Here is a 25169-nt window from a genome sequence, read left to right as displayed (position 1 = left end):
TCACGGTAAGGACACCGTGATTGGTAGCATAGATAACTATCAACCCAACAGGAAGCCCAGGTCTGAGGGGTTTTTCAACATCCAGCCCGTTAAACTATATCGGCCCACGTTAGTGGTTAATACCTCATGTGGCAGCACATCACTTTTAAAAAGGATGAGACGCTTAGCAATGGGCTCTACCAGTTTTTCTTCATCATTATGATATAGCTTGAGTTCTCCACCATCTCCGGGTTGCCAGCCTTCATTCAAATAGATAATCATTGAAATCAGTCGGTTACTTCTGGCCTTAAATTGGTCAAGGTGTTTCTCGTAGAATGTGCCTTTGGGGTAATAAGCTAAATGGGATTCAAAATCAGCTATTCCTAAAAAGCAGTACCTATTGAGTTTAGCTATAAGTTCATGGATCAGCTCAAAGATGGCAGCCAGGTTTTGGTCAACTTCACTGTCAAGCCAATAGACATGGTCTCCCCTTCTGCTCGTGTCAAGATGATGTTCACTCAACGCTCCTATACCGGCCGGATCAAACTCGTCATGCCCCAGTTTATTGAGAAAGAAGTTTCTCAGTAGTCTATAGGTGTCATCATCAAGAAAATCATCAATAACCACGTAGTCATTGGCGGCAAGTGCATCAACCCAGTCAATCCACTGCTCTTCAGTAATACTTTTCAACAGTTTTACTACCGTAAAAAACTTGGCAAAAGTGATAAGAACTTTTCAAATAATCTCTTATCAGAATGTGAAATTTGCACGTTCTTACCTTAATTGAATTTTTATTTAACGTCCATGTCAAAACAGAATCTGGCCATCATTTTTGGAGGCAAATCCACAGAGCATGAAATATCCATCCTCTCAGCCAAAAGTATACTCAAACACCTGGATCGAAGTCCCTTTAACCTCTATGTAATCAAAATAGATACCGCAGGGCACTGGTGGTTGATTGATGAAAACCAGATTGACACCGACCAAGCTGGCACGAGAGTCAGCCTGATTCCCGGCAGCCCTAAAACAGAATTAATCAGCCTGGTTGATGGACAGGTTATTACAACCCTCGATGTCGCTTTTCCGGTATTACACGGGGTCTTTGGAGAAGATGGTACTATACAGGGCTTATTTAAAATGGCAGATCTGGCCTTTGTAGGTTGTGATGTGCTCGCAGCGTCTTCCTGTATGGACAAAGATGTAACCAAGCGCCTCCTCAGAGATGCAGATATTAACATCGCTCCTTATCTAATGGCTACCAACCAAAGCATCCCCTCTTACAATCAGGTAGAAAAGGAATTAGGTATGCCTGTGTTCATTAAACCCGCTAATCTGGGCTCTTCTGTTGGGGTATATAAGGTTTCCAGTGAAAGTGCATACAATGAAAAAATCAGGCAGGCGCTTACCTACGATCACAAGGTCTTAATCGAACAACTGATCATAGGCAAGGAAGTGGAATGTTCCGTTTTAGGAAATGAAGATCCCAAAGCCTCTCTCCCGGGTGAAATCATTACCAATACCGATTTCTATGACTTTGAATCGAAGTATGTCGATTCAAACGCTTCCAGCACTCAAATCCCGGCATCGATCACTGAAAATCAAATTGATGAAGTAAGGAAGATCGCTGTGAAGGCTTACCAGACTATGGGTTGTCAGGGACTGGCCAGAGTCGATTTCTTTGTGACACAGGAAGGTGAAATCATGATCAATGAAATCAATACCCTCCCGGGCTTCACTAACATAAGCATGTATCCGAAGATGTGGGAAGCCACAGGTATCGGATATCAGGAGCTCTTAAGCCTGCTGATTGAACTGGCTCTGACCAAACACGAAAAAGACGCTTCACTGAACATAAAAGCAAGAGAAGTTAAATGAATTATGCCGTTACCACAGTACCTGTCAGTCTGATTGAAGAATCGGCCATTCAGGAAATCAATGCGCTGACAGACCTGACCTGGCCGGAAACCAAACCGGCTGAATTTACCGAAAGAAGCAGAATAGAAGATTTTCTCCATAGAAACCCCGGTAAGTTCTGTCACATGATCTATGATGGAGATCAGCTGATCGGATATGCGGAGTCGTTTCCCCGTGAAATTTCAGCCGACCAGCAACGACAAACGATTATGGGACTGGGAGCGGTTTGTGTGCATCCACAATTCAAAGGTAATGGCCTTGGGGCCATGTTGGTACAGGCTGCCTTTGCCAGAGTAGACGATGAAGAGTTCACCCTTTCTCTCTTCCAAACGGGAGTTCCTGGCTTTTATCATAAGCTTAATTGCCGAACTATCGATAATCGAATTGTGAACTCACTGCATGATCAACCTGAGCAGAATCCGTTTTGGGACCCCTATATCATGATCTATCCCAACTCTCAACCCGGTTTTCTGTCAGATATCGACCTTTTAGGCCCTGGTTACTAAAAAATCCATCAGATTTTTTTTCCCACTTGTTGATTTTTTCTCAATAACAGTGATATTGCTTTCAAAATCTAACTGCTATGAGCCAACCAAGTCCATCGAAACCGCGAGTAATTAAAGACTTTGAAAAGCTGGATAAAGACATTCAGGAACAAATCAAGCTGGAATACCCGGAAGGTTTTGAAGACAACCTAATCTATTTCACCAACAAAGAAGGCAAGCGTGTTTCAGCACTTCCATTCGAAACTGAAGAGAAATACTATCTCGTCAGAATGACCATCGAAGAAGCACAACAAATCATCGAAGACGATGATGATTACGATGATGATGGTAACCTCAAAGACGACATCAAAATGGAGTACGAAGAAAAGCACAGCGATGAGGATGAAGAAATGGATGAAGACGATAGCGACCCTTACAGCGACCAGGGTGATGATGACGAAGATGATGACTAATTGAACTAAACCAGTTCAGGCTGGTTGAACAATTAGTTAGCTTAACTATATGAAAATTGGAATCATCGGGGGAACAGGCATGTTGGGCCACCACATTGCCATAGAAGCCCAAATAAGACAATACGAATTAGTACTCATACACAGGAAAGGCACTGACTTAGACAAGGTGCTGGATCTTCGCTATGAATCCAGGATTGCCGATCTGAACGATCGTGGAAGCCTGATCAAGGCATTTGAAGGTCTGGATGCCGTGGCTAATTGCGCGGCCTATTATCCTACTGTACCCCGTCCACTGGCTCAGGAGATGAAGACAGCCAGACTTCAGATGAAGTTTTTCCTCGATGCTATTGAACAAGCCAAAATAGAAAAAGCACTATACGTTGGCGGTGCCATTGCGCTTCCAAAAGTGACCAATGGAATTGCCAATGAAGAAGCTATATACGACAAGGCACCGGAAAACCTGGCTCCTTATGTACAGGTCAAATGGCTGATGGACCAAATGGCAAGAGAAGCAGCAAATGATGGCCTGCCACTGGTCATTGGTATTCCTTCCATGACTTTTGGTGAATACGACTATGGCCCTACCACAGGCAAGTTAATTGTCGAACTGGCCAATCAGAACCTGAAAGCTTACATTAAAGGAGAGAGAAACGTGGTTTCAGCCAGAGATGCAGGCCGGGGTTTACTTTATGCTTTGGAGAAAGGACAGGCCGGGGAACGCTATCTGATTACAGGAGAAAACACCAATATGGATGAGCTGGTAGCTACAATTTGTGAACGTGCTGAGGTGCCATTACTAAAGAAGACCGTTCCACTCAATATGGCTAAACTGGTGAACAAGCTTCAAGAAACCAGGTATGCTCTATTTAGAGGTGACGCCCCAAAAATCAGTTCCACTGCCATTGCTGTAATGGCAGGAGGACAACATCTCGATGGCAATAAAGCCAAGGTAGAATTAGACTACACCCCGAATCTTACGATGCGCGATGCGGTGGACAGGGCATTTATCTGGTTCGAGAAAAACGGCTACATCAAGCAATAGCTTTCCAACTTTCGTTTGACTTTGGTTGTCTGTGATAATGAAAAGTCAAAAGTATGAAACCTTATCTGATGCTCCTGTTATTGGCCGTATTACTGTACTCCTGCGGTGAAAAGACTGTGGATGATATTTTAGACTGTCCTGATAATCTCGCCTGTACAGAAGAGCTTCGTCACATAACTTACTCCCCCATGGCAAATGGCCAGCCTGTAGTCCTCGACCATTACTATGTCAAGAACCTGGACAATGGTCAGATTTATCAAAGCAATCCCGCCATACTACAGGCCGAAGGAAGCTACCTGGTCGTAAGTGATCTGGAAATGGATCAATTGAGGCAATCAGGTACTATACTCCGCTTCTTTGGTGTAATCGATAACAAAATTGTACTGGAAACTGATTTTAAGGTGGGTAAAGACTGCTGTCATATTGTTCCTCTTGGTGGACCTTACGACCTTCAGCAATAAGGAATTACTTTTTATGATCACAATGGTTTTGATCAAGCTGATCTGGCCCGAATATCCCTGTCAAAAGCCGCCTATTCTGATGAATTCCGCACTCCGCAAAATCAGCTGATTTTGCTCCTTTCTTTGGCTTAGTCTTAAAATGCTTTTGTTAACTTGGTGAAAAAGGAGCTCATGAATTCAGTCGACATTAATTGCGACATGGGAGAAAGCTATGGCAACTATACCATAGGCAATGATGAAGCTATTTTTCCACATATCACTTCCTGTAATATTGCCTGCGGCATGCATGCAGGAGATCCATATCAAATAGAAAGAACAATCGACCTGGCCATTCAGCATCAGGTACAGATAGGAGCCCATCCAGGCTATCCGGACCTTCAAGGCTTTGGTCGCAGAGTGCTGCCCATGGAGTCCGCAGAATTATCCTCCTACATTAAGTATCAGGTGTCAGCTCTTATGGGACTTGTAGCCAGCAAAGGCGTTTCCATGACCTATGTAAAACCACATGGAGCACTTTACAATGAAATGGCCAGGAATGAAGCGGTGGCTCGTATTGTTGTTAAAGCCATTAAAGCGATTAACCCCGATTTGAAAGTAATGGGGCTTGCCGGTAGTTTGGTTAAAGATATTGCTGAGGGCGAGGACATGATCTTCATTGCTGAAGCCTTTGCCGACAGACAATATGAAGCCAATGGACAGTTAAGGTCGAGACAATTGGAACATGCCGTTATTGGAGATGCCGAAAAAGCCGCCAGTCAGGTACTCTCTATCTCTCAGTCCGGCAAAACCTTAAGCCTCGATGGCTCAGAAGTGCCTGTTACTGCTCAGAGCTTTTGCATACATGGCGATAATCCGGCAGCCATATCCATTCTGAATACCATCACAGAAAAGCTGTCGGCTTCAGGTATCACTAAAAAACACTTTTAATGGACGTCAAACCCTTTGGTGATAAAGCCCTGTTAATCTCATTCGAGAAGAAAATTGATCCGGAGGTCAACCAAATGGTGATTAACCTTTATCATACATTGAAAGCCTCCAGGTCATTCACCTTCCTCACACCCGCCTATTGCAGCCTTACCGTAGGCATTGACCGAACCAGATTCACCATGACCGAAGCCACTGAACTCATTCGTGATTTGGCAACACATCCACCAACCAACCAAATGGCCTATGTGCGCGATGTGACCATCCCGGTATGTTATGAACCTGAGTTTGCCCCTGACATGGCAGAAGTAAGCCGCAAAACTGGTCTCACTGAACAGGAAATTATTCAAAAGCATACAGAAACCACTTACAGGGTCTATATGCTGGGGTTCGTTGCTGGTTTTGCATACCTGGGAACCTTGCCCGAACCTTTGGTCTGTGATAGAAAAGAAACCCCGAGAAAACTCGTTCCGAAAGGTTCTGTGGGACTGGCCGGTCACCAAACGGGAATCTACCCGGTAGACGCTCCCGGAGGGTGGCAGATTATCGGGCAAACTCCCCTGAACATGTTCGATACATCGAGAGAAGAACCTAACCTCCTCTTTTCAGGAGATAAAGTGAAGTTCAGAGCTGTTTCAGCCGATGAATTCAAACTGATTGCCTTGAAACAAGATACCGGCATATATACTATGGAAGCCAGGCATGGAGAATAGATTCATCATCCATATTGTCAAACCGGGGCTGTTCAGTACCCTTCAGGACATGGGCCGTATTGGGCATCAGGATGCCGGAATCCCATTTGGCGGGGCCATGGACAAAGAGGCTCACAAAATTGCCAACGAATTACTGGACAATCCTCATGAAACTCCCACCATAGAAATGACGCTGATTGGTGCCGAATTACTTTTTGAAGGGAGTGGACAGATCGCTATCACCGGAGCAGACATGCAGGCTGAACTGAACGGCAAGCCGGTTATTTTGTATCAAACACTGGATATTAAAGACGGTGATCGCCTGGTATTTCATCAGGCCGCTCTGGGATGCAGGACTTACCTTGCCGCCAAGGGCGTCTGGAAAGCCAATGAATGGCTCAAGAGCTTTAGTGCTATTTCTAATCTTCTGAATGTAGATGGCCTACCCAACAGGCTAAAAGCGAAAGATGAAATTGGCATCCAAATCACCAATTTCATTCCAAGAAGAACCTATCCCATCGCCCTCAGACCTGTTTACTCGTCCTGCTACATACTCCGTGTAGTAACAGGCCCTGAATTCGAGCAGTTTACCATGCCGCAAATTCAGTCATTCTTTGAGACGATATTTAAGGTGAGTGCAGATTCGAACAGAATGGGTTACCGATTAGAAGGGGCTATTGAAGACTATCAACCAAATGGAGAGGAGATTTCGTCAGGCATTGTGGAAGGCACCATTCAGTTAACCAAATCAGGCCAGCCGATTATTCTTACAGCAGATGCCCAGACAACGGGTGGATACCCAAGAATTGTTAATGTGATTAGTGAAGACCTTTCAATTGTGGCTCAGATGAAAGCGGGTGACGAAGTGAAGTTCATGTTAGTGAGTTTATCAGACCTCTAAAAAGAGACAAGGCGATCTCCGTATGAAATCGCCTTAATCAACCTTAAACTAAAACTACTAACTAATGATTTATTTGATAGTAGGCAGTGCCATTCAATTCTGATAGCAAGTCTGCCTGTCTCAAAAGCTTTAACTGATTTTCGTTGAGACTACCTTTCTCTCCCTCCACCAACAACTGCTGGTTGTCATCATACACCTTAACGTAGTCTACTGTCTGGAATTGTACTACCTCTTCTGCCAGATATTGCTCCACATAGGCATCAATATCTTCCAGGTAATCTTCGTCATAAACGATAGTGGCTTCTGCCTTATCATTGACGGGTTGGTTATTGATCGGGGTAGTTGCTGCTGAGGCGAGAATAGTGCCTGCCAGCATAAGTGCCACAACGGCTGAGATTCTACTTTTATTTAATGTTTTCATGTTGTTTGATATTTTGAGCTCCGCCCGTAGGCGGAAAATTTTGACCTTGTTTTCGACCTTGTTTTTGACCTGCCAGTATTTATCCAATCGGTATGCCAAAAAATATTAACTACTGATTATCAGATAGTTATATCAAAACTCATTTTAAGGGGTGTACGAACGTGTACGGAATCGGTCAAACTAGTGAACAGTTTTGTCCATTTTGAGCGTTTCAGCCGCTTTTTTTAGGTTACATGAACTGCATTAAATTTTCATAATTTAACTTGCGGCCCATTATGGCATTACCTTCTGCACCCGATTTACAAGAGATCAATTATCATCTTCCCGATGAAAGAATTGCTAAGTACCCACTGGCACAGCGCGATGAGTCCAAACTCCTTATCTATAGGAGCGGACAAATTCAAGACGCCCGGTTTAAAGGCTTGCCTAATCAGTTAGAATCAGGTACAACCCTTTTCTTTAATAATACCCGGGTAATCCCTGCCAGACTATTTTTTCAGAAGGACACAGGTGCTCAGATTGAAATCTTTCTGTTGAGTCCGGTAAGTCCTACCCATATCATCAGCCTGATGATGGAGGCATCCGGACCAGTTGTCTGGGAATGCATGGTAGGAAACTTCAAAAAGTGGAAGGATGATACAGTTCTGAAAAGAACATTAGAAGTATCAGGTAAACCAGTAGAGCTGGAAGCCAGAATAGCCGATCGTGATAACAAGCAAATAGAGTTTAGTTGGTCTGACCCTTCCATCTCATTCGCTGAAATTGTTGAGCTCAGCGGAAAAGTACCTTTACCCCCCTACCTCAATCGTTCCGATGAGCCTGAGGACAAGGAGCGATACCAGACCGTATACTCTAAACAAGATGGTGCAGTGGCTGCACCTACGGCCGGCCTTCACTTTACCGATGAGGTGTTGTCAGAACTAAGTCAAAAAGGGGTTAACCTGAATTACCTGACATTGCACGTCAGTGCCGGCACTTTTCAGCCCATAAAAGCCACTGACGCCCGCGAGCACAATATGCACTCCGAACAGGTTGAAATTAACAGAGCAACAATTGAAGCCCTGGCTCAAACCGAAAGAGTAGTAGCAGTGGGCACTACTTCTATGAGGACACTTGAAAGTCTATACTGGTATGGCATCAGACTCATGAAGGATAATGAGGACTTCTCAATACAAAAGCTGGAACCTTATGAAAGCGATGAAATACTACCTTCAAGACAAGAAGTCTTTCAGTTTATGCAAGAGTGGATGGCAAAGAAAGGCGTAGAGATTCTGACCGGTAAAACAGAAATTTTCATCATGCCTGGCTACCAGTTCAGGGTATGTGAGGGACTAATCACCAACTTTCATCAACCCGGAAGTACATTAATGTTATTGGTTTGGGCATTCATTGGCGAAGACTGGAAAAAAGTGTATGAACATGCGCTTAATAACAGCTACCGCTTTTTAAGTTATGGTGACTCTTCAATATTGTTGCCCTAACCAATGAAAAGTACCTATATTAAAGCATGATTCAGGATACTTCTATTGAGGAGCCGATTTCCGGACTGGAGAGGCTCATCAATTTTATCAACGAACATATACCAGTGATTAATGATCAGTTCACCCTGCTGGGAGAAGAGATCACCGCAACGCACTTAATCATTCCGATTGTCTTTCTCATTTTGCTGAATTTATTCGGCAATCTGGTTCGATCCATTCTTATTAATAAGATTCTAAACCATAGAATTGAAGATAGAAAAACGGTTTTATCTATAGGTAACACGGCCAAGTACACCATCCTGATCATTGGGGTGACTGTTCTATTAGCCAGTATTGGGGTAGACAGTAATTCAAACCTCAATCAGCCACTCTTTGGGGAGGAAGGTAAAAAAGTGAAGGTCTTTGATTTACTAAGGCTCTCTTTCCTCTTCTTTCTGCTCGTTTACTTCACCCGAAAGCTAAAGCCTGTTTTTGTTAATCAGGTGCTCTCCAAATACAGTACAGATATTGGTGTAAGCCAGTCCATTGGTACCATAGTTCAGTACCTGGTGATTATTATCGGTGGCTTCTTCATTATACAAACCAGTGGTATCTCTCTGGGATCGCTGAATGTGCTAGCCGGTGCCCTGGGTGTGGGTATTGGTTTTGGCTTACAAAACATTGCGAACAACTTCATTTCCGGACTTATCATTCTCTTCGAGCGACCGATTAAAGTGGGTGACCGAATTGAGGTAGGCAATATTCAAGGCGATGTAACAAAGGTTTCGGCCAGAGCAACTACAGTCAACACCAATGATAATATTAGCATTATTGTACCTAACTCCGAGTTCATTAGCCAAAGGGTAATTAACTGGAGCCATAATGACAGAAGTATTCGTTTCCATGTTCCGGTAGGCGTTTCTTATAATGAAGACCCGGCAACCATCAAGAAAATTTTGTTGGATATTGCGAATAAACATCCTGATGTTTTGAAACGACCTGCACCAGATGTTCTCTTTGTAGAATATGGTGACAGCTCCCTGAATTTCGACTTATTGATCTGGACGAGTACCTATATTAATCGCCCTATCATACTGAAAAGTCAGCTTTACTACGAGATTTTCGAGAAATTCAAGGAACATAATATAGAAATCCCTTTTCCTCAGCGAGATTTGCATCTCAGGTCAGGCTGGCCAGCTGAAAGTAAAGGAAAGTAATCGTTTTCTGTGCAAACAACTTTTAATTGTATACGTCATTCATGATTTTGTTTAAATTGGCAGCCTCCAAAGTGTGAAAAGATGCGGGTAATTATAGCGGGAGTTGGTAATGTGGGTTTTCATTTGGCGAAATTGCTGAGTCAGGAAGGTCAGGACATTGTGCTGATCGATCAGGCTGCCGACAAACTTAAAATGGCTGCTAATCAGGTAGATGCAGCGACAATCAAAGGAACAGCAACCTCCTACTCTGTTTTGGAAGAAGCAGGGGTTAGCGAATCGGACCTCCTCATTGCTGTTACCTCCTCTGAAGAAATTAATATTACCACGGCTATCATTGCCAAGCATCTTGGTGCCAAAAGAACCATCGCCAGAATTTCTAATACCGAGTTCCTCTATAAGAAGGATAAGCTCAACCTGAAGCACCTGGGTATAGATGATATCATCTCACCAGAATCACTGGCAGCACGAGAAATCAAAAGGCTGCTGAAAGAGGTGGCTATTACCGATAGCTTCGATTTTGAGAAGGGTCTTCTTCAACTCATAGGCGTGAATATTGAGGCCAAAAGCCCCCTTATTGGTAAGTCCATGATTGAGGTAGCCAAAATCAACCCTGATCAGGCTTTTATGACCGTAGCCATACTCAGGGAGAATGAAACCATTATTCCTTATGGTGACACTAAGTTCCAGGAGGGTGATCACGTTTACTTCGTGACACAGCCTGAGTGCGTAGAAAAACTGCTTTTCCTTTCTGGAAAGAAGAAAGAAGGTGTAAAGAGCCTGATGATACTGGGTGGTTCCCGAGTTGGATTCCATGCAGCTAAAATTCTCAGCAGCAAATACAACGTCAAGCTCATTGAGAAAGACTCTCAGAAATGCTTTGAACTGGCAGATCAGTTGCCTGATGCCATGGTCATTAATGGTGATGGCCGAAATGTGGAGTTACTGGAAGAAGAGAGTATCAATGAAATGGATGCTTTCATTGCTGTGACCGGAGACTCTGAGACCAATATCATTTCCTGTCTGGTGGCCAAGAAGATGGGAGTGAAGAAAACCATCGCCATGGTAGAAAACATGGATTACATACACCTTTCGCAAAGTATCGGTGTTGACACCATGATCAATAAGAAACTCATTGCAGCTAACTTTATCTTCCGTCATGTAAGACAGGGAGAAATTGTATCTATTACCAGTATACATGGTGTAGATGCTGAAATCCTGGAATTCGAAGTGCAGGAAAACTCCAAGATTACGGAGCATCAGTTAAGAAATCTTCAATTCCCCAAATCTGCTATCATTGGTGGTGTTATCCGCGATGGCAGAGGACTTACCACACCTGGTAATTTCAGGTTCCAGGCCAAAGACCGTGTTGTAGTACTTTCAAAACCGGAATGTATCAAGAAGGTAGAATCATACTTCAGTTGATAACTTGTAGCATCAATGTTTAACTACAAGGTCATCGGTAATATACTCGGCATTTTGCTCCTCATCAATGGAGGATTTATGCTACTCTGCCTGCCTGTCTCTCTGTACTACTGGGAAACAGACTGGGTGTCTATCGCTATTTCCAGTGGAATAACTATTTCAGCAGGTTTTGGTCTGCGCATGCTTACCCGTAAAAACCGAAGTAAAGACCTTAAAAAGAAGGATGGTTACCTTATTGTAACTTCCGGCTGGATAGTAATGTCGTTTTTCGGAGCACTCCCCTATCTCATCAGTGGCGCGATTCCTTCGCTTACCGATGCTTTCTTCGAAACGGTCTCCGGCTACACGACTACCGGAGCATCCATATTGACCGATATAGAATCTGTTTCGAAAGGAATACTCTTTTGGCGAAGTCTTACTCAATGGATTGGTGGTATGGGAATCATTGTATTGGCCCTGGCCATTCTTCCTTTCCTGGGTATTGGAGGTATGCAGCTCTTTGTTGCAGAAGCTCCAGGCATTACCCCTGACAAGCTTCAGCCAAGAATTCAGGAAACAGCCAAACGACTTTGGTTCATTTACTTCGGACTCACCGTTACGGAAGCCATTCTCCTGTACCTGGCGGGTATGGGGCCCTACGATGCTATCAATCATAGTTTAACCACCATGGCCACGGGTGGATTTTCCACCATGAATGCCAGTTTAGCCGGACAATCTCCGGCCATTCAGTACATCGTTATTGTGTTCATGTTCCTGGCAGGTACTAGCTTTACGCTCACCTACTTTGCCCTGAAAAGGAACTTCACGAAAATCGTTAGAAATGAAGAGTTTGTTGTCTATACGCTGTTCACCATAGCCATTACGCTCATTGTAACGGTAACCTTACTGGTGGTCAATGACAATAGCTTCGAACGCTCCTTCCGCGATGGCCTGTTCCAGGTAGTATCCATTATTACCACTACGGGTTTTGTTTCTGCTGACTATACAAGCTGGGCACCATTCCTATCGGTTCTCTTCTTTATCCTGCTTTTTGTGGGAGGTTCAGCAGGTTCCACAGCGGGTGGTGTAAAGGTGATTCGCCATGTGGTGCTGTTTAAAAACTCCTTTCTTGAGCTGAAAAGACAGCTACACCCTTCTGCGGTAATCCCGGTAAGAATTAGTGGTAAGGCCATTGAACAGAACATTGTATTCAATGTACTGGCCTTTATTATGATCTATATATTGGTCTTTCTGGTGGGTGTGACTTTACTAGCTTCTATGAATGTGAGCTTCGACACAGCCTTTGGGGCTGTAGCTACCTCTCTGGGTAATGTGGGTCCCGGAATTGGTGAAGTAGGCCCGGTAGATAATTTTTCCGGAATGCCCATGGCTGGTAAATGGCTCTTAGGGATTCTAATGCTTTTAGGCAGACTGGAACTGTTTACAGTATTGATGTTGCTTTCCCCTCACTTCTGGAAAAAGCGCTAATGCTAATCAGAAACCGAAAAGTCCTTTCTTTTCCTGAATTTCAAAACCTGCATCTTTTACCAATTTGATCACCTCTTCTTTATCCAGCTGGTCGCCTTTAACCGTGAGCTTCTTGTCTTTGGAGTTCGTGTCTACCTCCCAGTCTGAAATGGTATTGGCCTTTTCCAAGAAAGGAGTCACCGTAGCGATACATCCTCCACAGTTGATATTGGTTTTAAAAACAGCCTTCTTCATTTTTATATGGTTCTATTGATTAGCTTTGTGTACTTTGTATATTACGCTTAACACTAAGCAATACAAGACTTCCACGAATATAGTTCATGCTTTGACCTTTTCAGAACTCAATTTACATCCAGACGTATTAGCCGGCTTAGAGGCCATAGGCTTTGAGAATCCAACCCCCATTCAGGAACAGGCTATCCCTCCTATTATTGAGGGAAAAGACATGATTGGCTGTGCCCAGACAGGCACAGGAAAAACAGCAGCCTTCTTATTGCCATTGATGCATAAAATCTGTTCAGAAGGCATTGAAGATGATCATGTTAACTCCCTGATCATTTGTCCTACACGAGAGCTGGCCATACAGATTGATCAGCAGCTTCAGGGACTTAGTTATTTCACCGGGGTGACTTCAATTCCTATTTACGGAGGTGGTGATGGTGATGCCTTTACCCAGGAAAAGAAAGCGCTTACCCATGGAACCCATATTGTAGTTGGTACTCCCGGTAAGTTGATTTCTCACCTCAATCTTGGCTATGTCAATGTAAAGCAACTCAAGAACCTGGTGCTGGATGAAGCGGACAGAATGCTGGACATGGGCTTTATGGACGATATCAAGAGAATTATCTCCTTCCTGCCGAAAGAAAGACAGAATCTCCTCTTTTCAGCGACAATGCCTCCGAAAATCAGGACGTTGGCTAAAGAGATTCTGAAAGATCCGGTAGAAGTCAACATTTCCATTTCCAAACCTGCAGAGAGAGTAACCCAGGTAGCCGTATTAGCTCATGACCATCAGAAGATTGAGACAATCAAGCACCTCTTGCGCTACAATGACGTTCCAAGCCTGATCATCTTCGCCTCTACGAAGTTGAAGGTGAGAGAAATCACCAGAGCACTTCAGAAAGAAGGAATGAACGCCAAGGAAATTTCCAGTGATCTGGAACAGAAAGAGCGTGAAGCGATTCTTAGAGAGTTCAAAAACAGAAAACTGCAGATGCTGGTAGCCACCGATGTAATCTCAAGAGGTATCGACATCGATAACATCGACATGGTCATTAATTACGATGCGCCAAACGATCCTGAAGACTACATTCATCGCATTGGTCGTACTGCCAGGGCATCATCCGAAGGCGAGGCTGTTACATTTATCAATGAAGATGACATGTACAAGTTCTCTCGTATCGAGCAGATGATGGAGCAGGAAGTAAGGAAAATTCAACCTCCCGGAGATTTAGGCCCCGGACCGGAATACAATCCTAAATCAAGAGGAAGCAACCCACGAGGTGGCCGCAAGCCTTTCAGAAAAGGGAAAAGAAGGTAGTCTTAAACCTTCTTTTCACATAGTTCTTTCTGTTGAACAGTATCCCGCAATTCTTGCCTCTGCTTATTCGTACCTCAACGAATCTACAGGATTAAGCTTTGACGATTTGATCATTTGAAAGCTTACGGTAATCATAGCAATGACTAATACCATTACCGTAGCCAGCGCATAGACTAAAAAGTTAGTCTCTATTCTATACTCAAAGCCTTGCAGCCATTGATTCATCACCAGATAGATAATGGGCCAGGCAATAAGATTAGAGATCAGTATAAGCACCACAAACTCTTTGCTGAGTATATAGAATAAACCGGGCATAGTGGCACCCAGCACCTTTCTGATACCAATCTCTTTGGTTCGCTTCATGGCGGTGAAAGCCGAAAGACCGAACAATCCCAAACAGCCAATGACAATGGCCAGCACTGAGAATACCGTAAACAGCGACTGAAATTGTTCTTCTGACCTATACTGCCTGTCAAAGAATTCATCGAGGAAGAAGTAGTCGAAGGGGTTACCGGGGAAGCTTACTCCCCACTGATTTTCTACTGCTGCCAATGCCTGCGATACATTCTTTTGCTGCACTTTGATGAGGAAATACTCTGCCCAGTAAGGCTGTAAAATAAATACAGACGGAATAGTCTTGATATGCAGTGACTCATGGTTATAGTCTTCCACCACACCAATCACTAAGACGGTGGCACCGAAATTCTCTGCTGTGATGGGTTGATTGATAATATCTTCAGGACTTTCGAAACCCAATTGCCTGACTGCAGAACGGGTAACCAAAGCCGCAGTATCAGGATCGCTTGGATAGTCTCTGGAAAAATCACGACCTGCTATGATTTCCATACCGAGCGTTTCCAGCAGCTCATAATCACCTCCTACAAAATTCAGTGGGTAAGTCTCTCCTACCGGAGCTGAATAAGACCGAACGTCTGCCTTAAACCTGATCTTCTTACCCGGAACCACTCCACTACTGGCAACAGAGAGTATGTTCGAGTTCTTCTTCAGTTCTTCAGTAAAGGTGGTGATCTGATTATTTCTGTTTTGCCTGTCTGTAATAGCTGCTCTTTCCACTACAATCACCTGCTCGGTATCGAAACCCAGGTCAGCAGTTTTCAGATAGTTCATTTGCTGATAAACCGTAAAGGTGCCAATGATTAAAGCCGCTGAAGCTGCAAATTGAAAAACGACTAAAAGCTTCCTCAATACGACTCCTTTGCCTGAGGTTCTGAATTGTCCCTTTAATGTCTGAGAAGGTTTGAATGAAGACAGAACGAGTGCGGGGTAGAAACCGGAAAGCAATGAGCCCACAAAAAAGACTCCCGCAAGTGTGAACCAGATGATCTCATTCTGCCAGATCTTAACTGTTTCAGGTACTCCACTCACTGCGTGAAAGGATGGCAAAACAGCCATTATGATCACTGACATCAAGATAATGGCCAGAAAATTCACAGCAAATGACTCCATCAGGAACTGACCAATCAGCTGGCCCTTCAGAGAGCCAAGTACTTTTCTGATACCAACTTCTCTTGCCCTGTCCAGTGACCTTGAAGTCGCCAGGTTCACATAGTTCACCCAGGCAATCACCACGATAAATACGGCAATAATGGACAGATACAATAGTGCGTCCCCATTTCCATTCAGTTCGGCCTCATCGTTCAAAGCCGACTCGAGGTGTATTTTTCTTAAAGGTTGAAGGTGCATCACATTCTCTCCACCATTCTGCTTTAGCCCTGGCATATACTGATCGACCATGGCCGGCAACTTTGCTTCCAGCGCTTTAATGTCTGTTCCCTTGGCTACTTTGATATAGCTGTAGAAGTCCTTTCTTAACCAACCCGTATTGTAGCGCTCATTAGCCCCATCAAAGCGGTTGTATAGTGTTGGGGTGGAAATGAGCACATCATATTTCAGATGAGTATTTTCAGGCACGTCTTCAAATACTCCCGTTACCAGACAGTTTTCATCGTTGAAGTCATCGTCCTTTAATCTTAACCTCTTTCCAATAGGATTCTCGTTACCAAAATAATTCCGGGCCATGGATTCAGAGATGGCTATGGTGAAAGGCTCAGCCAAAGCAGTTTCAGCATCTCCATCAATCATCCGAGCACCGAACATCTTCAGAAAGGTGGGGCTGGCATATAGAAATCTCTTCTGTTTAATCTTAATGGGCTCTCCGGGAGCTGCCTCATTAGTAATGACCACATTGTTTTTGGAGCCCATATTATATAGGTGCGACCAACCAATGACTTCCGGGAAGTCTTTGACCATGGTGGGCCCAACCGGAGGATAATTTTCGGCACTATGGAATACAAATTCACCATTCTGAAAGATCTCCAGACTCACCCGGTAGACATCATCAGCATCAGGCTGAAAGTTATCATAGCTTGATTCGAATGATACATAGTGCAAGATGAGCATGGCACCAGCCAGACCAATGGCGAGACCAAAGACGTTGATAAAAGAATAGACTTTGTTTTTGAGTAAAGTCCTGAGCGTGATTTTGAGCAGGTTCTTGAACATAGTTGTGATTGAGTTTCCTTACGGACTGATAAAAACGTAATTGGTTACAGTTATATTTCGGGGATTCTTGCTAAATACCTAACGTTCAGCATAATCGATATACCGATCAGGTACACGATATTTCGCTCTTCATTATTCAGGCTAGAGTGTGGTTTTAAGTTGTGACTTTTGATTGTCAATAACTCTCAACTATTATGAACAATTTCGTCATTGCCACACGAGTTCTGCTTAAGAATAAATTTTACTCTCTGCTGAACATTATGGGGTTGGCTGTAGGTCTGACAGTCGCTATCATCATCTTTCTTTACGTTCAAAACGATCTTAGCTATGATAAGCAGCATGGAGATTATAAGAACATCTATAGAATAGAGTCTAATTTTGTTATCTCAGGTGAAGATGACAGCTACGCATTGGCTTCGCAGTTCTTACCCTTTGCCCTACAAAACGAATATCCGGAGGTCAAAAATTACGTCCGCTTTCGAGGGGCGGGAAAGGTCCTTTTCAGATTAGGAGATAACCAGTTCTATGAGAATGACATTTACTATGCTGACTCATCGACCTTTACTGTTTTCGACTATGAAATGATTCAGGGAGATCCCAAAACTGCACTGGATGCTCCCAATAGCATAGTACTGACCGAATCTCTTGCCAAAAAGCATTTTGGCAATGAAGACGCCATGGGACAGGTACTGAAAACACCAACCAACCAGTTTCAGGTCACCGGTATAATGAAGGATTTGCCATCTAATGTTCACATGCGTTTTGACGGACTTATGTCTTATGAGACGCTTGAGACAGATAAGACATTATTAGAGCAGCAAAAACAACAAGGTGGTCTCTGGGCTCCATCAGACTTCTCTTATTTGCAGTTTGCGGATGGCTATGATACCAAAGCACTCCTTTCCAAATTCCCGGAGTTCTACGATAAATACATGGCACCCTTTGCCCGTCTGGCAGGCTTCGATGGCTCATTCTCTATGAACCTGACCAATATTGCTGATACACACTTCAATTCTAATCCTCCACAATTCGACTTTGCCACAGGAAACCGAAATTATATATATGCATTCTCAGCGATAGGTATCTTCATCCTGATACTGGCTTCGATCAATTACATGAACCTTGCTTCAGCCAGATCGGTCAGCAGGTCAAAAGAGGTTGGAATCAGAAAAGTGATGGGCTCAACAAAAGGAGCCCTTGTAACTCAATTTCTGAGTGAATCAGTCATTATCTCTTTCATTTCCTTACTACTGGCCTATGGTTTTGTCGCACTGTTGATTAATGGGGTGAACATGGGCAATCTGCTTGGTAAGCAATTGGAATTCAATTTATTAGCAAACCCTATCCTCCTGGTCAGTTCAGTATTGATAACCCTTTTCATAGGAATTGTATCAGGATTATATCCTGCCTTTTACCTCTCTTCTATTTCAACAATCAGAGCACTTAAGGGTGCTGCCAAAAGCGGGAAAGGCAGTTTGAATATGAGAAGAACCCTGGTTTCATTTCAGTTCTTCATTTCAATCGGTATTATCATTTCAACCTTATTGATGAAGGATCAGATTGACTTCCTGAATGACAAGGATCTTGGATTCAATAAAGACAATGTGGTGATAGTAAATATGCAGGATACTACCATCAGCAATCGTGTTGAGTTTATCAAGTCAGAGCTCATGCAAAGCCCCGATGTGGTTAGTGTTTCAGATGCTATTATGGTTGGTGGTGATACCAACCTGGGTAACAACCTCCTTGGAGCTTCCAAGTCTTTAATCAGAGCGGAAGGAAGTGACTCAGTGAATGTGGATAAAACATATCCTGTATTGTTTGTAGGAGATGATTATGTGAAGACCATGCAACTGGAGTTGGTTGCTGGCCGCGATTTCGATAAAAATCAACCTTCGGACCGCACCACGGGTGTACTGGTAAATGAGGCCATGGTAAAAGCCATGGGCTGGGATGAAGCCATTGGTAAAAGGGTCGGACTCCCCTTCCCTGGTGAGTTACCTAAAGTGATTGGTGTGGTAAAAGACTTCAATGCTTTTTCATTGCACAATGAAGTCGAACCGACTGTCATCTTCCATTATCGTTTCAACCCCTTCCTGCTGGCTCAGGGAGCATTTCCATCATTCCTTATCCATGTGAATGGCAATAACCTCAGAAGCACGATGGATTTCCTGGAGACCAAATTTGTAGACCTAGACCCAAGCCATCCATTTGAATACCGATTCCTGGATACCAGAGCGGAAGAGTTGTACAGGGAAGATCAACGCCAAAGCGAGCTAACAGGTCTCTTGTCATACATTTGTATCTTTATTTCCTGCCTGGGTCTACTGGGATTGGCTTCCTTTACTACATCTCAGCGCATTAAAGAAATTGGGGTAAGAAAGGTACTAGGTGCTTCAATTCCTCAGCTTGTCTTTATGATTTTTAAGGACGTTCTGATGCTTATTCTTATAGGATTCGCAGTATCAATCCCTGTATCATATTACCTGATTCAGAACTGGCTACAAGAGTTTGCCTATCAGATGCCATTGGCTCAAACCCTGGCCTTTGCCACCATTATTTCTGGGCTTCTGGCCATACTTGTGGCCTTCCTGACCGTTAGCTATCATTCGTTGAGAGCAGCCTCTCAGAATCCGGTAAAAGCACTTAGGTATGAATAAAGCAATATCCAACAGTGCTCCCCCATATGGATTAAATCGTAAAAATGTAACATACTCTGTATTTAAACCGACTAATTAGTAAGCTATATATCCGCAGCCATGAAAAACCTCATTTACGCCTTCCGCGTCCTCCTCAAAAACAAATTTTATGCTTTCCTGAACATCTTCGGATTAGCATTAGGTTTAGCAGTCAGTATTATCATCCTGCTTTATGTGCAGAGTGATCTGACTTTCGACAAGCACCACGAAAAGTGGGATCAGGTCTATAGAGTGGAATCTAAGTTTTACATTCCACCGAAAAATGATGAATTCGCTCTGACCTCACCGGCTTTACCGGAAACCATGCAAATGGAATATCCGGAAATTCAGGCATTCACCAGAGTTCAAAATGCAGGTCAGATTCTCTTTAGAATTGACGATAACAACTTCTATGTGGATGACATGTATTTTGCAGATTCTGCCATGTTCAGAATCTTTACCCATGAATTTATTCAGGGAGACCCGGAAACAGCCCTTGTAGAGCCACGTAGTCTCGTTTTAACTGAAAGCACAGCTAAGAGGCTCTTCGGTAACAAGAACCCACTGAATGAACTGGTCAAGACCGATCAGAATACATTCACGGTCAAAGGGGTCATTAAGGACCTACCAGACAACGTTCACCTGACTTTCAATGGTCTTATCTCATATACCACTATCACATCAGGACAGCCCCCTCTCAATGCTCAGGCCAGAATGAGCCAGCTATGGAATATTGGAACCTATTCTTATGTATTGCTGCCAAAGAACTACGATGTCAACAACATCTACAACAGGTTCCACGAAGTCTTCGACCAGTATATGGCTCCTATCAGACAGTTTGCTCCTTCTTTGAGGGAGGCCAACTTTGAGCCCAGACTCGTACCATTGAATGAAGTCCACTTTAATTCTAAAGTACAATACGATCTTGCCACAGGTAACAAAGCCTATACTCAGGCATTTATGGCTATCGGTATTTTTGTATTGGTACTGGCCAGCATCAACTACATGAACCTGGCAACGGCCAGGGCCACCAAAAGATCGAAAGAGGTGGGGATCAAAAAGGTCCTTGGTTCTACCAAAGGCAAATTGATTTCTCAATTCCTGAGCGAGTCTATCCTGATCACCTTCTGTTCATTAATCTTAGCGGTTGGTCTGGTTTATCTATTGCTCTATGGATTAAACATTAATGACATTCTGGGTAAAGAGCTTTCACTCGACTGGGCGAATAACCCTCTTCTCCTTTTTGGTTCAATTGGCATTACTACCCTGTTGGGTGTCCTCTCCGGATTATACCCAGCCTTCTACCTGTCTGCCATTTCGGTAATCAGTGCTATGAAGGGTTCTGTTAAAACCGGACCGGGTAGCACTTTCATGAGAAAAGGTCTGGTGGCTTTCCAGTTCTTTATTTCCATTGGTGTTGTGATCGCTACGTTGCTCATGAGTAATCAGATCAACTATATGCGCAATAAAGACCTTGGTTTCAATAAGGATAATGTCATCATCATTCCTACCAGAGATACGCTGGTAAGCCGCAGACTGGAAGTCATTCAGAATGAATTAAGAGAGAACCCGAACATCATTGATGTGACGACAACGACCGGTTTGAGCGCCAGTAACTCCAGTGCTGTTGGAAACAGACTGATTGGTGGCGGACGTCAGGTCATGATGGTGGAAGAGGCCGACACCATGATGAAGACAGACACCTATAACGTCATGTTCATTGGTGAAAACTTTATCAATGCCATGGAAATGGAATTAATTGCAGGAAGAGATTTCGATGAGTCCATTCCAACAGACCTAACTCAGGGAGTAATAGTCAACGAAAGCATGATTGAATATCAAGGATGGCCTGATGCCGAGAGTGCTATTGGCAAACGCGTTCAAAATGCCGGACAGCAGGGTAATCCAAGTCGCGTGATTGGTGTAGTGAAAGACTTCAATGCCTTCTCCCTACATGTGAAGGTAGAACCTACCATTATCCTTCGATATGAAAGATTCAATGGTATTACTCCGGTAAACCCCTCGGTTGTCGTTCATGCCAAGGCTGGTACACTTTCTCAAACGCTGAGCTATCTTGAGGCGAAATACGATGAGTTGGATCCCAGCCATCCATTTGAGTATGGTTTACTGGACACACAGGCCGATAACCTATATCGCTCCGACAAACGCCAAAGTCAGCTGACAGCTGCTCTCTCCTACATTTGTATACTCATTAGCTGCCTTGGGCTATTAGGCCTGTCAAGCTATACCACAGCTACACGAATCAAAGAAATCGGGGTAAGGAAAGTATTGGGTGCCACAGTACCTCAGTTGGTATTTCTGATCTTCAGAGACATTATGATTCTGGTGATTGTGGGCTTTGTCATCGCCACTCCGGCAGCCTATTTACTCATAGAAGATTGGTTGGAAGTATTCCAGTACACCATGGATTTGCCAACTATGATGATTAGTGCAGCGGCCATTGCGGGCATATTGGCTCTATTGATCGCCTTCCTGACCGTCAGCTTCCACTCACTGAAAGCTGCACAGCAAAACCCTGTGAAAGCTTTGAGGTATGAATAAGATCAGATATTAGACACCAGATGTCAGATATAAGAAAGGCTTCCTTACGGAGGCCTTTTTTTATTCTACCGATTCCAGCCTATAAAGAGCTACAACAAAAAAAGCCCTGCAGTCAGACTACAAGGCTTTCAGCGGAGGGAGGGGGATTCGAACCCCCGGTACCAGTTTCCCAGTACGACAGTTTAGCAAACTGCTGGTTTCAGCCACTCACCCACCCCTCCAGGTGTTTGATTTGCTAAAGGTTTGCAAATATAAACGATCAACTGATAATTCAATAGATTGCAAACAATAATTAAGCTGTGTTTTTACACAAAAAAACCAACCTCATTTGGTTGGCTTTTGTCGGGGTGGCAGGATTCGAACCTAATATTCTATTTTTGATACACTGATAGTCAAATACTTACAAAAAAACATGTGTCGGAAAATGCTCAAAAACGGCAAAATCGACACATATCTTCGACACATGGATTTTATAATCCTACGAGACCCAACCCTTATACTGATTTTGATTACATCATTCAAGCTGAAACATACTAATAAAGTATAGAAATGAGTATTTCAATTCCTAAACATTGGCATTTAAATTAAGACAGTATAATTTGTAGATAACAACACACATTCTCTTAATTACATGCAACCCGTAAATCTAAATTCTTTCGCAAATCTACATGACGGTCTTCAAAAGAATGATTTCGAACTCTATTTAAAGGCAAAGTCAATTTCAATAAAACAAGAGGAAATTCTTGATCTGAAGTCTTTCATATATCTGTTAAAGTCGGCTTCTCAAGAATCTGTAGTATTTGAAAACTTTCACATTTGCTTCCAAATACCTCAAATCGGAAAAGAGTTTGATTTGTTGAGAATTGACGAATCTCTAATAATTAATATTGAGCTTAAAAGTGAATTTGATGAAGAGAGAATAATTACTCAACACAAAAGAAATGAATATTATCTGAGATTTTTAAAGAGAAAAATCTTTTCATATACATTCATTTCCAACAAAAAAGAAATACTTGGAATAAACCCTGATGGCCAACTTTACAAAACTGGTATATCTGAAATTATTGACTTGTTAAAACAACAAGATCATAAATACAAAGTAGACACCCAGAACATATTTAACCCATCAGATTATTTAGTCTCTCCATTTAATTCAACACTCCGCTTTCTCAGAAATGAATATTTTCTTACTAACCATCAAGAGGATATTAAGAAAATTGTTCTTAACAGCCTTCAGCAAAATAAAACCTTTTATATAGGTATCGAGGGAAAAGCGGGAACTGGAAAATCACTCTTGGTTTATTCAATAGCTCAGGAAACTCAATCCCGATTCAAGACATTAATTGCTCACGTAGGCATGCTCAATGAAGGACATAACACACTGATATGGGACTATGGATGGGAAATAGTTTACCCTAAACAGCTAAATGAAAGGATATTAAGAGACTATGAATTCATCATTATTGATGAAGCTCAAAGATTAAAACCCTCACAGCTAGAATTACTAATAAACTCAGGCAGGTCATGTCTCTTTGCTTTCGATGGGGTACAGACATTAAGCAAAAAAGAAATTGCTAATAGCATACCATCAAAAATCGAGGAAGTTCTTACAACCCCATTATTTAAGCTAAAAACAAAAATCAGAACTAACCCCGAAATATCAGATTTTATAAATGCTCTATTTCAAAAAAACAGAGCTCCTAAAAAACAGTTTTACCCTAATGTACAGGTGCTGTATTTTATTAAAAGGCATGAAGGCAAAGAGTATATCAAGTTTCTCCTAGACGAGGACTGTAAAGTCATAAATTACACACCACAACTATATGGCAAGTCAAAGTATGAATACTTGAATACAGAAGATATAACTGAAAATGCTCATAGTGTAATTGGTCAAGAATTTGAATGCGTAGTTGGTGTTCTAGACGGTCATTTTTACTACAAGCCGAATGGCACTTTATCTACCCAAGGATACCCAGAAACCCCAATTTATCACCCGACAAAAATGCTCTACCAAATATTATCTAGAACAAAATCCAAACTCAAGCTAATAATTATCGATAATCCTGAAGTTATGAGCAGATGTCTAGAAATATTAACCGCAAACCAGGTTTGATAATTTTTATCATAAAAGATGTAGTCAAGATCTTATCTTCGACACATACTTCCGACACAAGTATTTTGATTGTTGATTCTTATTAATATTCAAATGAAGTCAGATATACAAACCGCTAGAGTAATTAGACTACCGAAATAATATGACTAATACGCAAAATAAAATGCAGCAAAAAGGACTTTTCGACACATGAAAACGACACAAAAAAAGCCTAACTAATTGATAGTCAGGCTTTTAATTGTCGGGGTGGCAGGATTCGAACCTGCGACCTCCTGCTCCCAAAGCAGGCGCGATGACCGGGCTACGCTACACCCCGTTTCCCTTATGGGAGTGCAAATATAGAGGGAAATTTCTTTTTGCAATAAAACACCAGCTTAAAATTTAAGGTGATTTGCATAAAAAAAGCCGCAGTTCATGCGGCTCTTGGTTTAACTTTTTGATTATCAATCTTCTCCGTCTTCAGTCCGTGCCACCACAACTCCTCTGATTGTCAGAATAATTGGCTTTTTATCTATAGAGTTAGTCATCAGCGTAACCGTTTTGTTCTGGTTATTCATTTTGCCTGCGCTATTGAATTTCACGACTACCTCTCCTTTCTCTCCTGGCTGAATCTCATCCTTCGAATACTTCGGCACCGTACAGCCACATGATCCTCTGGCGGATAATATCCTTAATGGCTCGGTTCCTACATTCTTAAAGACAAAAGTATGTAACACTGTGTCGCCTTGAGTAATTGTACCAAAGTTGTACAGCTTCTCCTCGAACTCCATTATCGGCCCGGTCTTCACAGTCTCTTCCTGTGCCTTGGCTACCTGCCAACTGAAAAACGCAAATAATATGATGGCTACCTTTTTCATAAGCTTCATTTTATCTAATAAAACTAAGGGATTTCAAT

At 42.8% G+C, this 25169-nt stretch carries 21 protein-coding genes and 2 tRNA genes; 16 read left to right on the top strand and 7 right to left on the bottom strand.

Annotated elements, in window-relative coordinates:
* Positions 1-39: 39 nt before the first annotated feature.
* Positions 40-669, bottom strand: coding sequence for a 2OG-Fe(II) oxygenase (locus tag ACOOEY_RS18260; protein ID WP_420386165.1), 630 nt, complete (start codon positions 667-669; stop codon positions 40-42).
* A 114-nt stretch (positions 670-783) separates the two neighbouring features.
* On the opposite strand from ACOOEY_RS18260, the gene ddlA reads away from it, so the two are divergent.
* The 8 genes from ddlA (at position 784) to ACOOEY_RS18220 (ending at position 6871) form a co-directional block, all read left to right on the top strand.
* The gene (ddlA, locus tag ACOOEY_RS18255) at positions 784-1854 is read left to right on the top strand and encodes a D-alanine--D-alanine ligase (RefSeq protein WP_420386164.1); all 1071 of its coding nucleotides are present in this window, start codon (positions 784-786) and stop codon (positions 1852-1854) included.
* On the top strand, positions 1851-2399 hold the full coding sequence (locus ACOOEY_RS18250; protein WP_420386163.1) for a GNAT family N-acetyltransferase: 549 nt from the start codon (positions 1851-1853) through the stop codon (positions 2397-2399). The genes ddlA and ACOOEY_RS18250 overlap by 4 nt, the downstream gene beginning before the upstream one ends.
* A gap of 77 nt (positions 2400-2476) precedes the next feature.
* A complete protein-coding gene (locus tag ACOOEY_RS18245; protein WP_420386162.1) occupies positions 2477-2851 on the top strand; it encodes a hypothetical protein in 375 nt (124 codons plus the stop codon).
* Positions 2852-2900: 49 nt separating this feature from the next.
* Entirely contained in the window at positions 2901-3893 is a 993-nt protein-coding gene (locus tag ACOOEY_RS18240) for an NAD-dependent epimerase/dehydratase family protein (protein WP_420386161.1), read from the top strand.
* Positions 3894-3946: 53 nt separating this feature from the next.
* Entirely contained in the window at positions 3947-4354 is a 408-nt protein-coding gene (locus ACOOEY_RS18235; RefSeq protein WP_420386160.1) for a hypothetical protein, read from the top strand.
* A 171-nt stretch (positions 4355-4525) separates the two neighbouring features.
* Positions 4526-5281, top strand: a complete 756-nt coding sequence (locus ACOOEY_RS18230; RefSeq protein ID WP_420386159.1) for a 5-oxoprolinase subunit PxpA — start codon at positions 4526-4528, stop codon at positions 5279-5281.
* Entirely contained in the window at positions 5281-5991 is a 711-nt protein-coding gene (gene pxpB, locus ACOOEY_RS18225; protein WP_420386158.1) for a 5-oxoprolinase subunit PxpB, read from the top strand. Before ACOOEY_RS18230 ends, pxpB begins: the two co-directional genes overlap by 1 nt.
* On the top strand, positions 5981-6871 hold the full coding sequence (locus ACOOEY_RS18220; protein ID WP_420386157.1) for a biotin-dependent carboxyltransferase family protein: 891 nt from the start codon (positions 5981-5983) through the stop codon (positions 6869-6871). Before pxpB ends, ACOOEY_RS18220 begins: the two co-directional genes overlap by 11 nt.
* A 61-nt stretch (positions 6872-6932) precedes the next feature.
* Here the strand turns inward: ACOOEY_RS18220 and ACOOEY_RS18215 are convergent, their stop codons facing one another.
* Complete coding sequence (locus tag ACOOEY_RS18215; RefSeq protein WP_420386156.1) at positions 6933-7292, bottom strand: hypothetical protein; 360 nt, start codon at positions 7290-7292, stop codon at positions 6933-6935.
* Positions 7293-7567: 275 nt separating this feature from the next.
* On the opposite strand from ACOOEY_RS18215, the gene ACOOEY_RS18210 reads away from it, so the two are divergent.
* The 4 genes from ACOOEY_RS18210 (at position 7568) to ACOOEY_RS18195 (ending at position 12858) form a co-directional block, all read left to right on the top strand.
* On the top strand, positions 7568-8773 hold the full coding sequence (locus ACOOEY_RS18210; RefSeq protein WP_420386155.1) for an S-adenosylmethionine:tRNA ribosyltransferase-isomerase: 1206 nt from the start codon (positions 7568-7570) through the stop codon (positions 8771-8773).
* Positions 8774-8799: 26 nt separating this feature from the next.
* Positions 8800-9969, top strand: a complete 1170-nt coding sequence (locus ACOOEY_RS18205; RefSeq protein ID WP_420386154.1) for a mechanosensitive ion channel family protein — start codon at positions 8800-8802, stop codon at positions 9967-9969.
* An 81-nt stretch (positions 9970-10050) separates the two neighbouring features.
* Positions 10051-11391: a Trk system potassium transporter TrkA gene (gene trkA, locus ACOOEY_RS18200; protein WP_420386153.1), complete on the top strand. Its 1341-nt coding sequence runs from the start codon at positions 10051-10053 to the stop codon at positions 11389-11391.
* Between the two features lie 15 nt (positions 11392-11406).
* Positions 11407-12858 carry a TrkH family potassium uptake protein gene (locus ACOOEY_RS18195; protein ID WP_420386152.1) on the top strand — a complete coding sequence of 484 codons (1452 nt, stop codon included), beginning with the start codon at positions 11407-11409 and terminating at the stop codon, positions 12856-12858.
* A 6-nt stretch (positions 12859-12864) separates the two neighbouring features.
* Here the strand turns inward: ACOOEY_RS18195 and ACOOEY_RS18190 are convergent, their stop codons facing one another.
* Positions 12865-13092: a heavy-metal-associated domain-containing protein gene (locus ACOOEY_RS18190; RefSeq protein WP_420386151.1), complete on the bottom strand. Its 228-nt coding sequence runs from the start codon at positions 13090-13092 to the stop codon at positions 12865-12867.
* A 34-nt stretch (positions 13093-13126) separates the two neighbouring features.
* On the opposite strand from ACOOEY_RS18190, the gene ACOOEY_RS18185 reads away from it, so the two are divergent.
* The gene (locus tag ACOOEY_RS18185; protein ID WP_420386150.1) at positions 13127-14398 is read left to right on the top strand and encodes a DEAD/DEAH box helicase; all 1272 of its coding nucleotides are present in this window, start codon (positions 13127-13129) and stop codon (positions 14396-14398) included.
* A gap of 63 nt (positions 14399-14461) precedes the next feature.
* Here ACOOEY_RS18185 and ACOOEY_RS18180 read toward each other — a convergent pair whose 3' ends face one another.
* Complete coding sequence (locus ACOOEY_RS18180) at positions 14462-16921, bottom strand: ABC transporter permease (RefSeq protein ID WP_420386149.1); 2460 nt, start codon at positions 16919-16921, stop codon at positions 14462-14464.
* Between the two features lie 194 nt (positions 16922-17115).
* On the opposite strand from ACOOEY_RS18180, the gene ACOOEY_RS18175 reads away from it, so the two are divergent.
* Positions 17116-19581 carry an ABC transporter permease gene (locus ACOOEY_RS18175; protein WP_420386148.1) on the top strand — a complete coding sequence of 822 codons (2466 nt, stop codon included), beginning with the start codon at positions 17116-17118 and terminating at the stop codon, positions 19579-19581.
* A gap of 99 nt (positions 19582-19680) precedes the next feature.
* Positions 19681-22161 (top strand): ABC transporter permease, encoded by a 2481-nt coding sequence (locus ACOOEY_RS18170; RefSeq protein WP_420386147.1) that lies wholly within the window; start codon positions 19681-19683, stop codon positions 22159-22161.
* A 132-nt stretch (positions 22162-22293) separates the two neighbouring features.
* Here the strand turns inward: ACOOEY_RS18170 and ACOOEY_RS18165 are convergent.
* A tRNA-Ser gene (locus tag ACOOEY_RS18165) sits at positions 22294-22382 on the bottom strand.
* A 410-nt stretch (positions 22383-22792) separates the two neighbouring features.
* Here ACOOEY_RS18165 and ACOOEY_RS18160 point away from each other — a divergent pair.
* Complete coding sequence (locus ACOOEY_RS18160) at positions 22793-24274, top strand: DNA/RNA helicase domain-containing protein (protein ID WP_420386146.1); 1482 nt, start codon at positions 22793-22795, stop codon at positions 24272-24274.
* A 241-nt stretch (positions 24275-24515) separates the two neighbouring features.
* On the opposite strand, the gene ACOOEY_RS18155 is transcribed toward ACOOEY_RS18160, so the two are convergent.
* Both ACOOEY_RS18155 and ACOOEY_RS18150 read right to left on the bottom strand, forming a co-directional pair.
* Positions 24516-24590: transfer RNA gene (locus tag ACOOEY_RS18155), tRNA-Pro, on the bottom strand.
* Positions 24591-24717: 127 nt separating this feature from the next.
* Positions 24718-25131, bottom strand: coding sequence for a DUF1573 domain-containing protein (locus ACOOEY_RS18150; RefSeq protein WP_420386145.1), 414 nt, complete (start codon positions 25129-25131; stop codon positions 24718-24720).
* Between the last annotated feature and the right edge of the window lie 38 nt (positions 25132-25169).

Origin of the sequence: Roseivirga sp., assembly GCF_965216855.1 — a bacterium.
GTDB lineage: Bacteria > Bacteroidota > Bacteroidia > Cytophagales > Cyclobacteriaceae > Roseivirga.
This window is presented reverse-complemented; position numbering and strand designations above follow the sequence as displayed.

Coding starts and splice junctions, on each gene's coding strand:
- ACOOEY_RS18245 (WP_420386162.1), top strand. CDS start 2,477: ATGAGCCAACCAAGTCCATCGAAACCGCGAGTAATTAAAGACTTTGAA.
- ACOOEY_RS18190 (WP_420386151.1), bottom strand. CDS start 13,092: ATGAAGAAGGCTGTTTTTAAAACCAATATCAACTGTGGAGGATGTATC.
- ACOOEY_RS18210 (WP_420386155.1), top strand. CDS start 7,568: ATGGCATTACCTTCTGCACCCGATTTACAAGAGATCAATTATCATCTT.
- pxpB (WP_420386158.1), top strand. CDS start 5,281: ATGGACGTCAAACCCTTTGGTGATAAAGCCCTGTTAATCTCATTCGAG.
- ddlA (WP_420386164.1), top strand. CDS start 784: ATGTCAAAACAGAATCTGGCCATCATTTTTGGAGGCAAATCCACAGAG.
- trkA (WP_420386153.1), top strand. CDS start 10,051: ATGCGGGTAATTATAGCGGGAGTTGGTAATGTGGGTTTTCATTTGGCG.
- ACOOEY_RS18215 (WP_420386156.1), bottom strand. CDS start 7,292: ATGAAAACATTAAATAAAAGTAGAATCTCAGCCGTTGTGGCACTTATG.
- ACOOEY_RS18240 (WP_420386161.1), top strand. CDS start 2,901: ATGAAAATTGGAATCATCGGGGGAACAGGCATGTTGGGCCACCACATT.
- ACOOEY_RS18230 (WP_420386159.1), top strand. CDS start 4,526: ATGAATTCAGTCGACATTAATTGCGACATGGGAGAAAGCTATGGCAAC.
- ACOOEY_RS18250 (WP_420386163.1), top strand. CDS start 1,851: ATGAATTATGCCGTTACCACAGTACCTGTCAGTCTGATTGAAGAATCG.
- ACOOEY_RS18175 (WP_420386148.1), top strand. CDS start 17,116: ATGAACAATTTCGTCATTGCCACACGAGTTCTGCTTAAGAATAAATTT.
- ACOOEY_RS18205 (WP_420386154.1), top strand. CDS start 8,800: ATGATTCAGGATACTTCTATTGAGGAGCCGATTTCCGGACTGGAGAGG.
- ACOOEY_RS18150 (WP_420386145.1), bottom strand. CDS start 25,131: ATGAAAAAGGTAGCCATCATATTATTTGCGTTTTTCAGTTGGCAGGTA.
- ACOOEY_RS18195 (WP_420386152.1), top strand. CDS start 11,407: ATGTTTAACTACAAGGTCATCGGTAATATACTCGGCATTTTGCTCCTC.
- ACOOEY_RS18180 (WP_420386149.1), bottom strand. CDS start 16,921: ATGTTCAAGAACCTGCTCAAAATCACGCTCAGGACTTTACTCAAAAAC.
- ACOOEY_RS18170 (WP_420386147.1), top strand. CDS start 19,681: ATGAAAAACCTCATTTACGCCTTCCGCGTCCTCCTCAAAAACAAATTT.
- ACOOEY_RS18220 (WP_420386157.1), top strand. CDS start 5,981: ATGGAGAATAGATTCATCATCCATATTGTCAAACCGGGGCTGTTCAGT.
- ACOOEY_RS18235 (WP_420386160.1), top strand. CDS start 3,947: ATGAAACCTTATCTGATGCTCCTGTTATTGGCCGTATTACTGTACTCC.
- ACOOEY_RS18160 (WP_420386146.1), top strand. CDS start 22,793: ATGCAACCCGTAAATCTAAATTCTTTCGCAAATCTACATGACGGTCTT.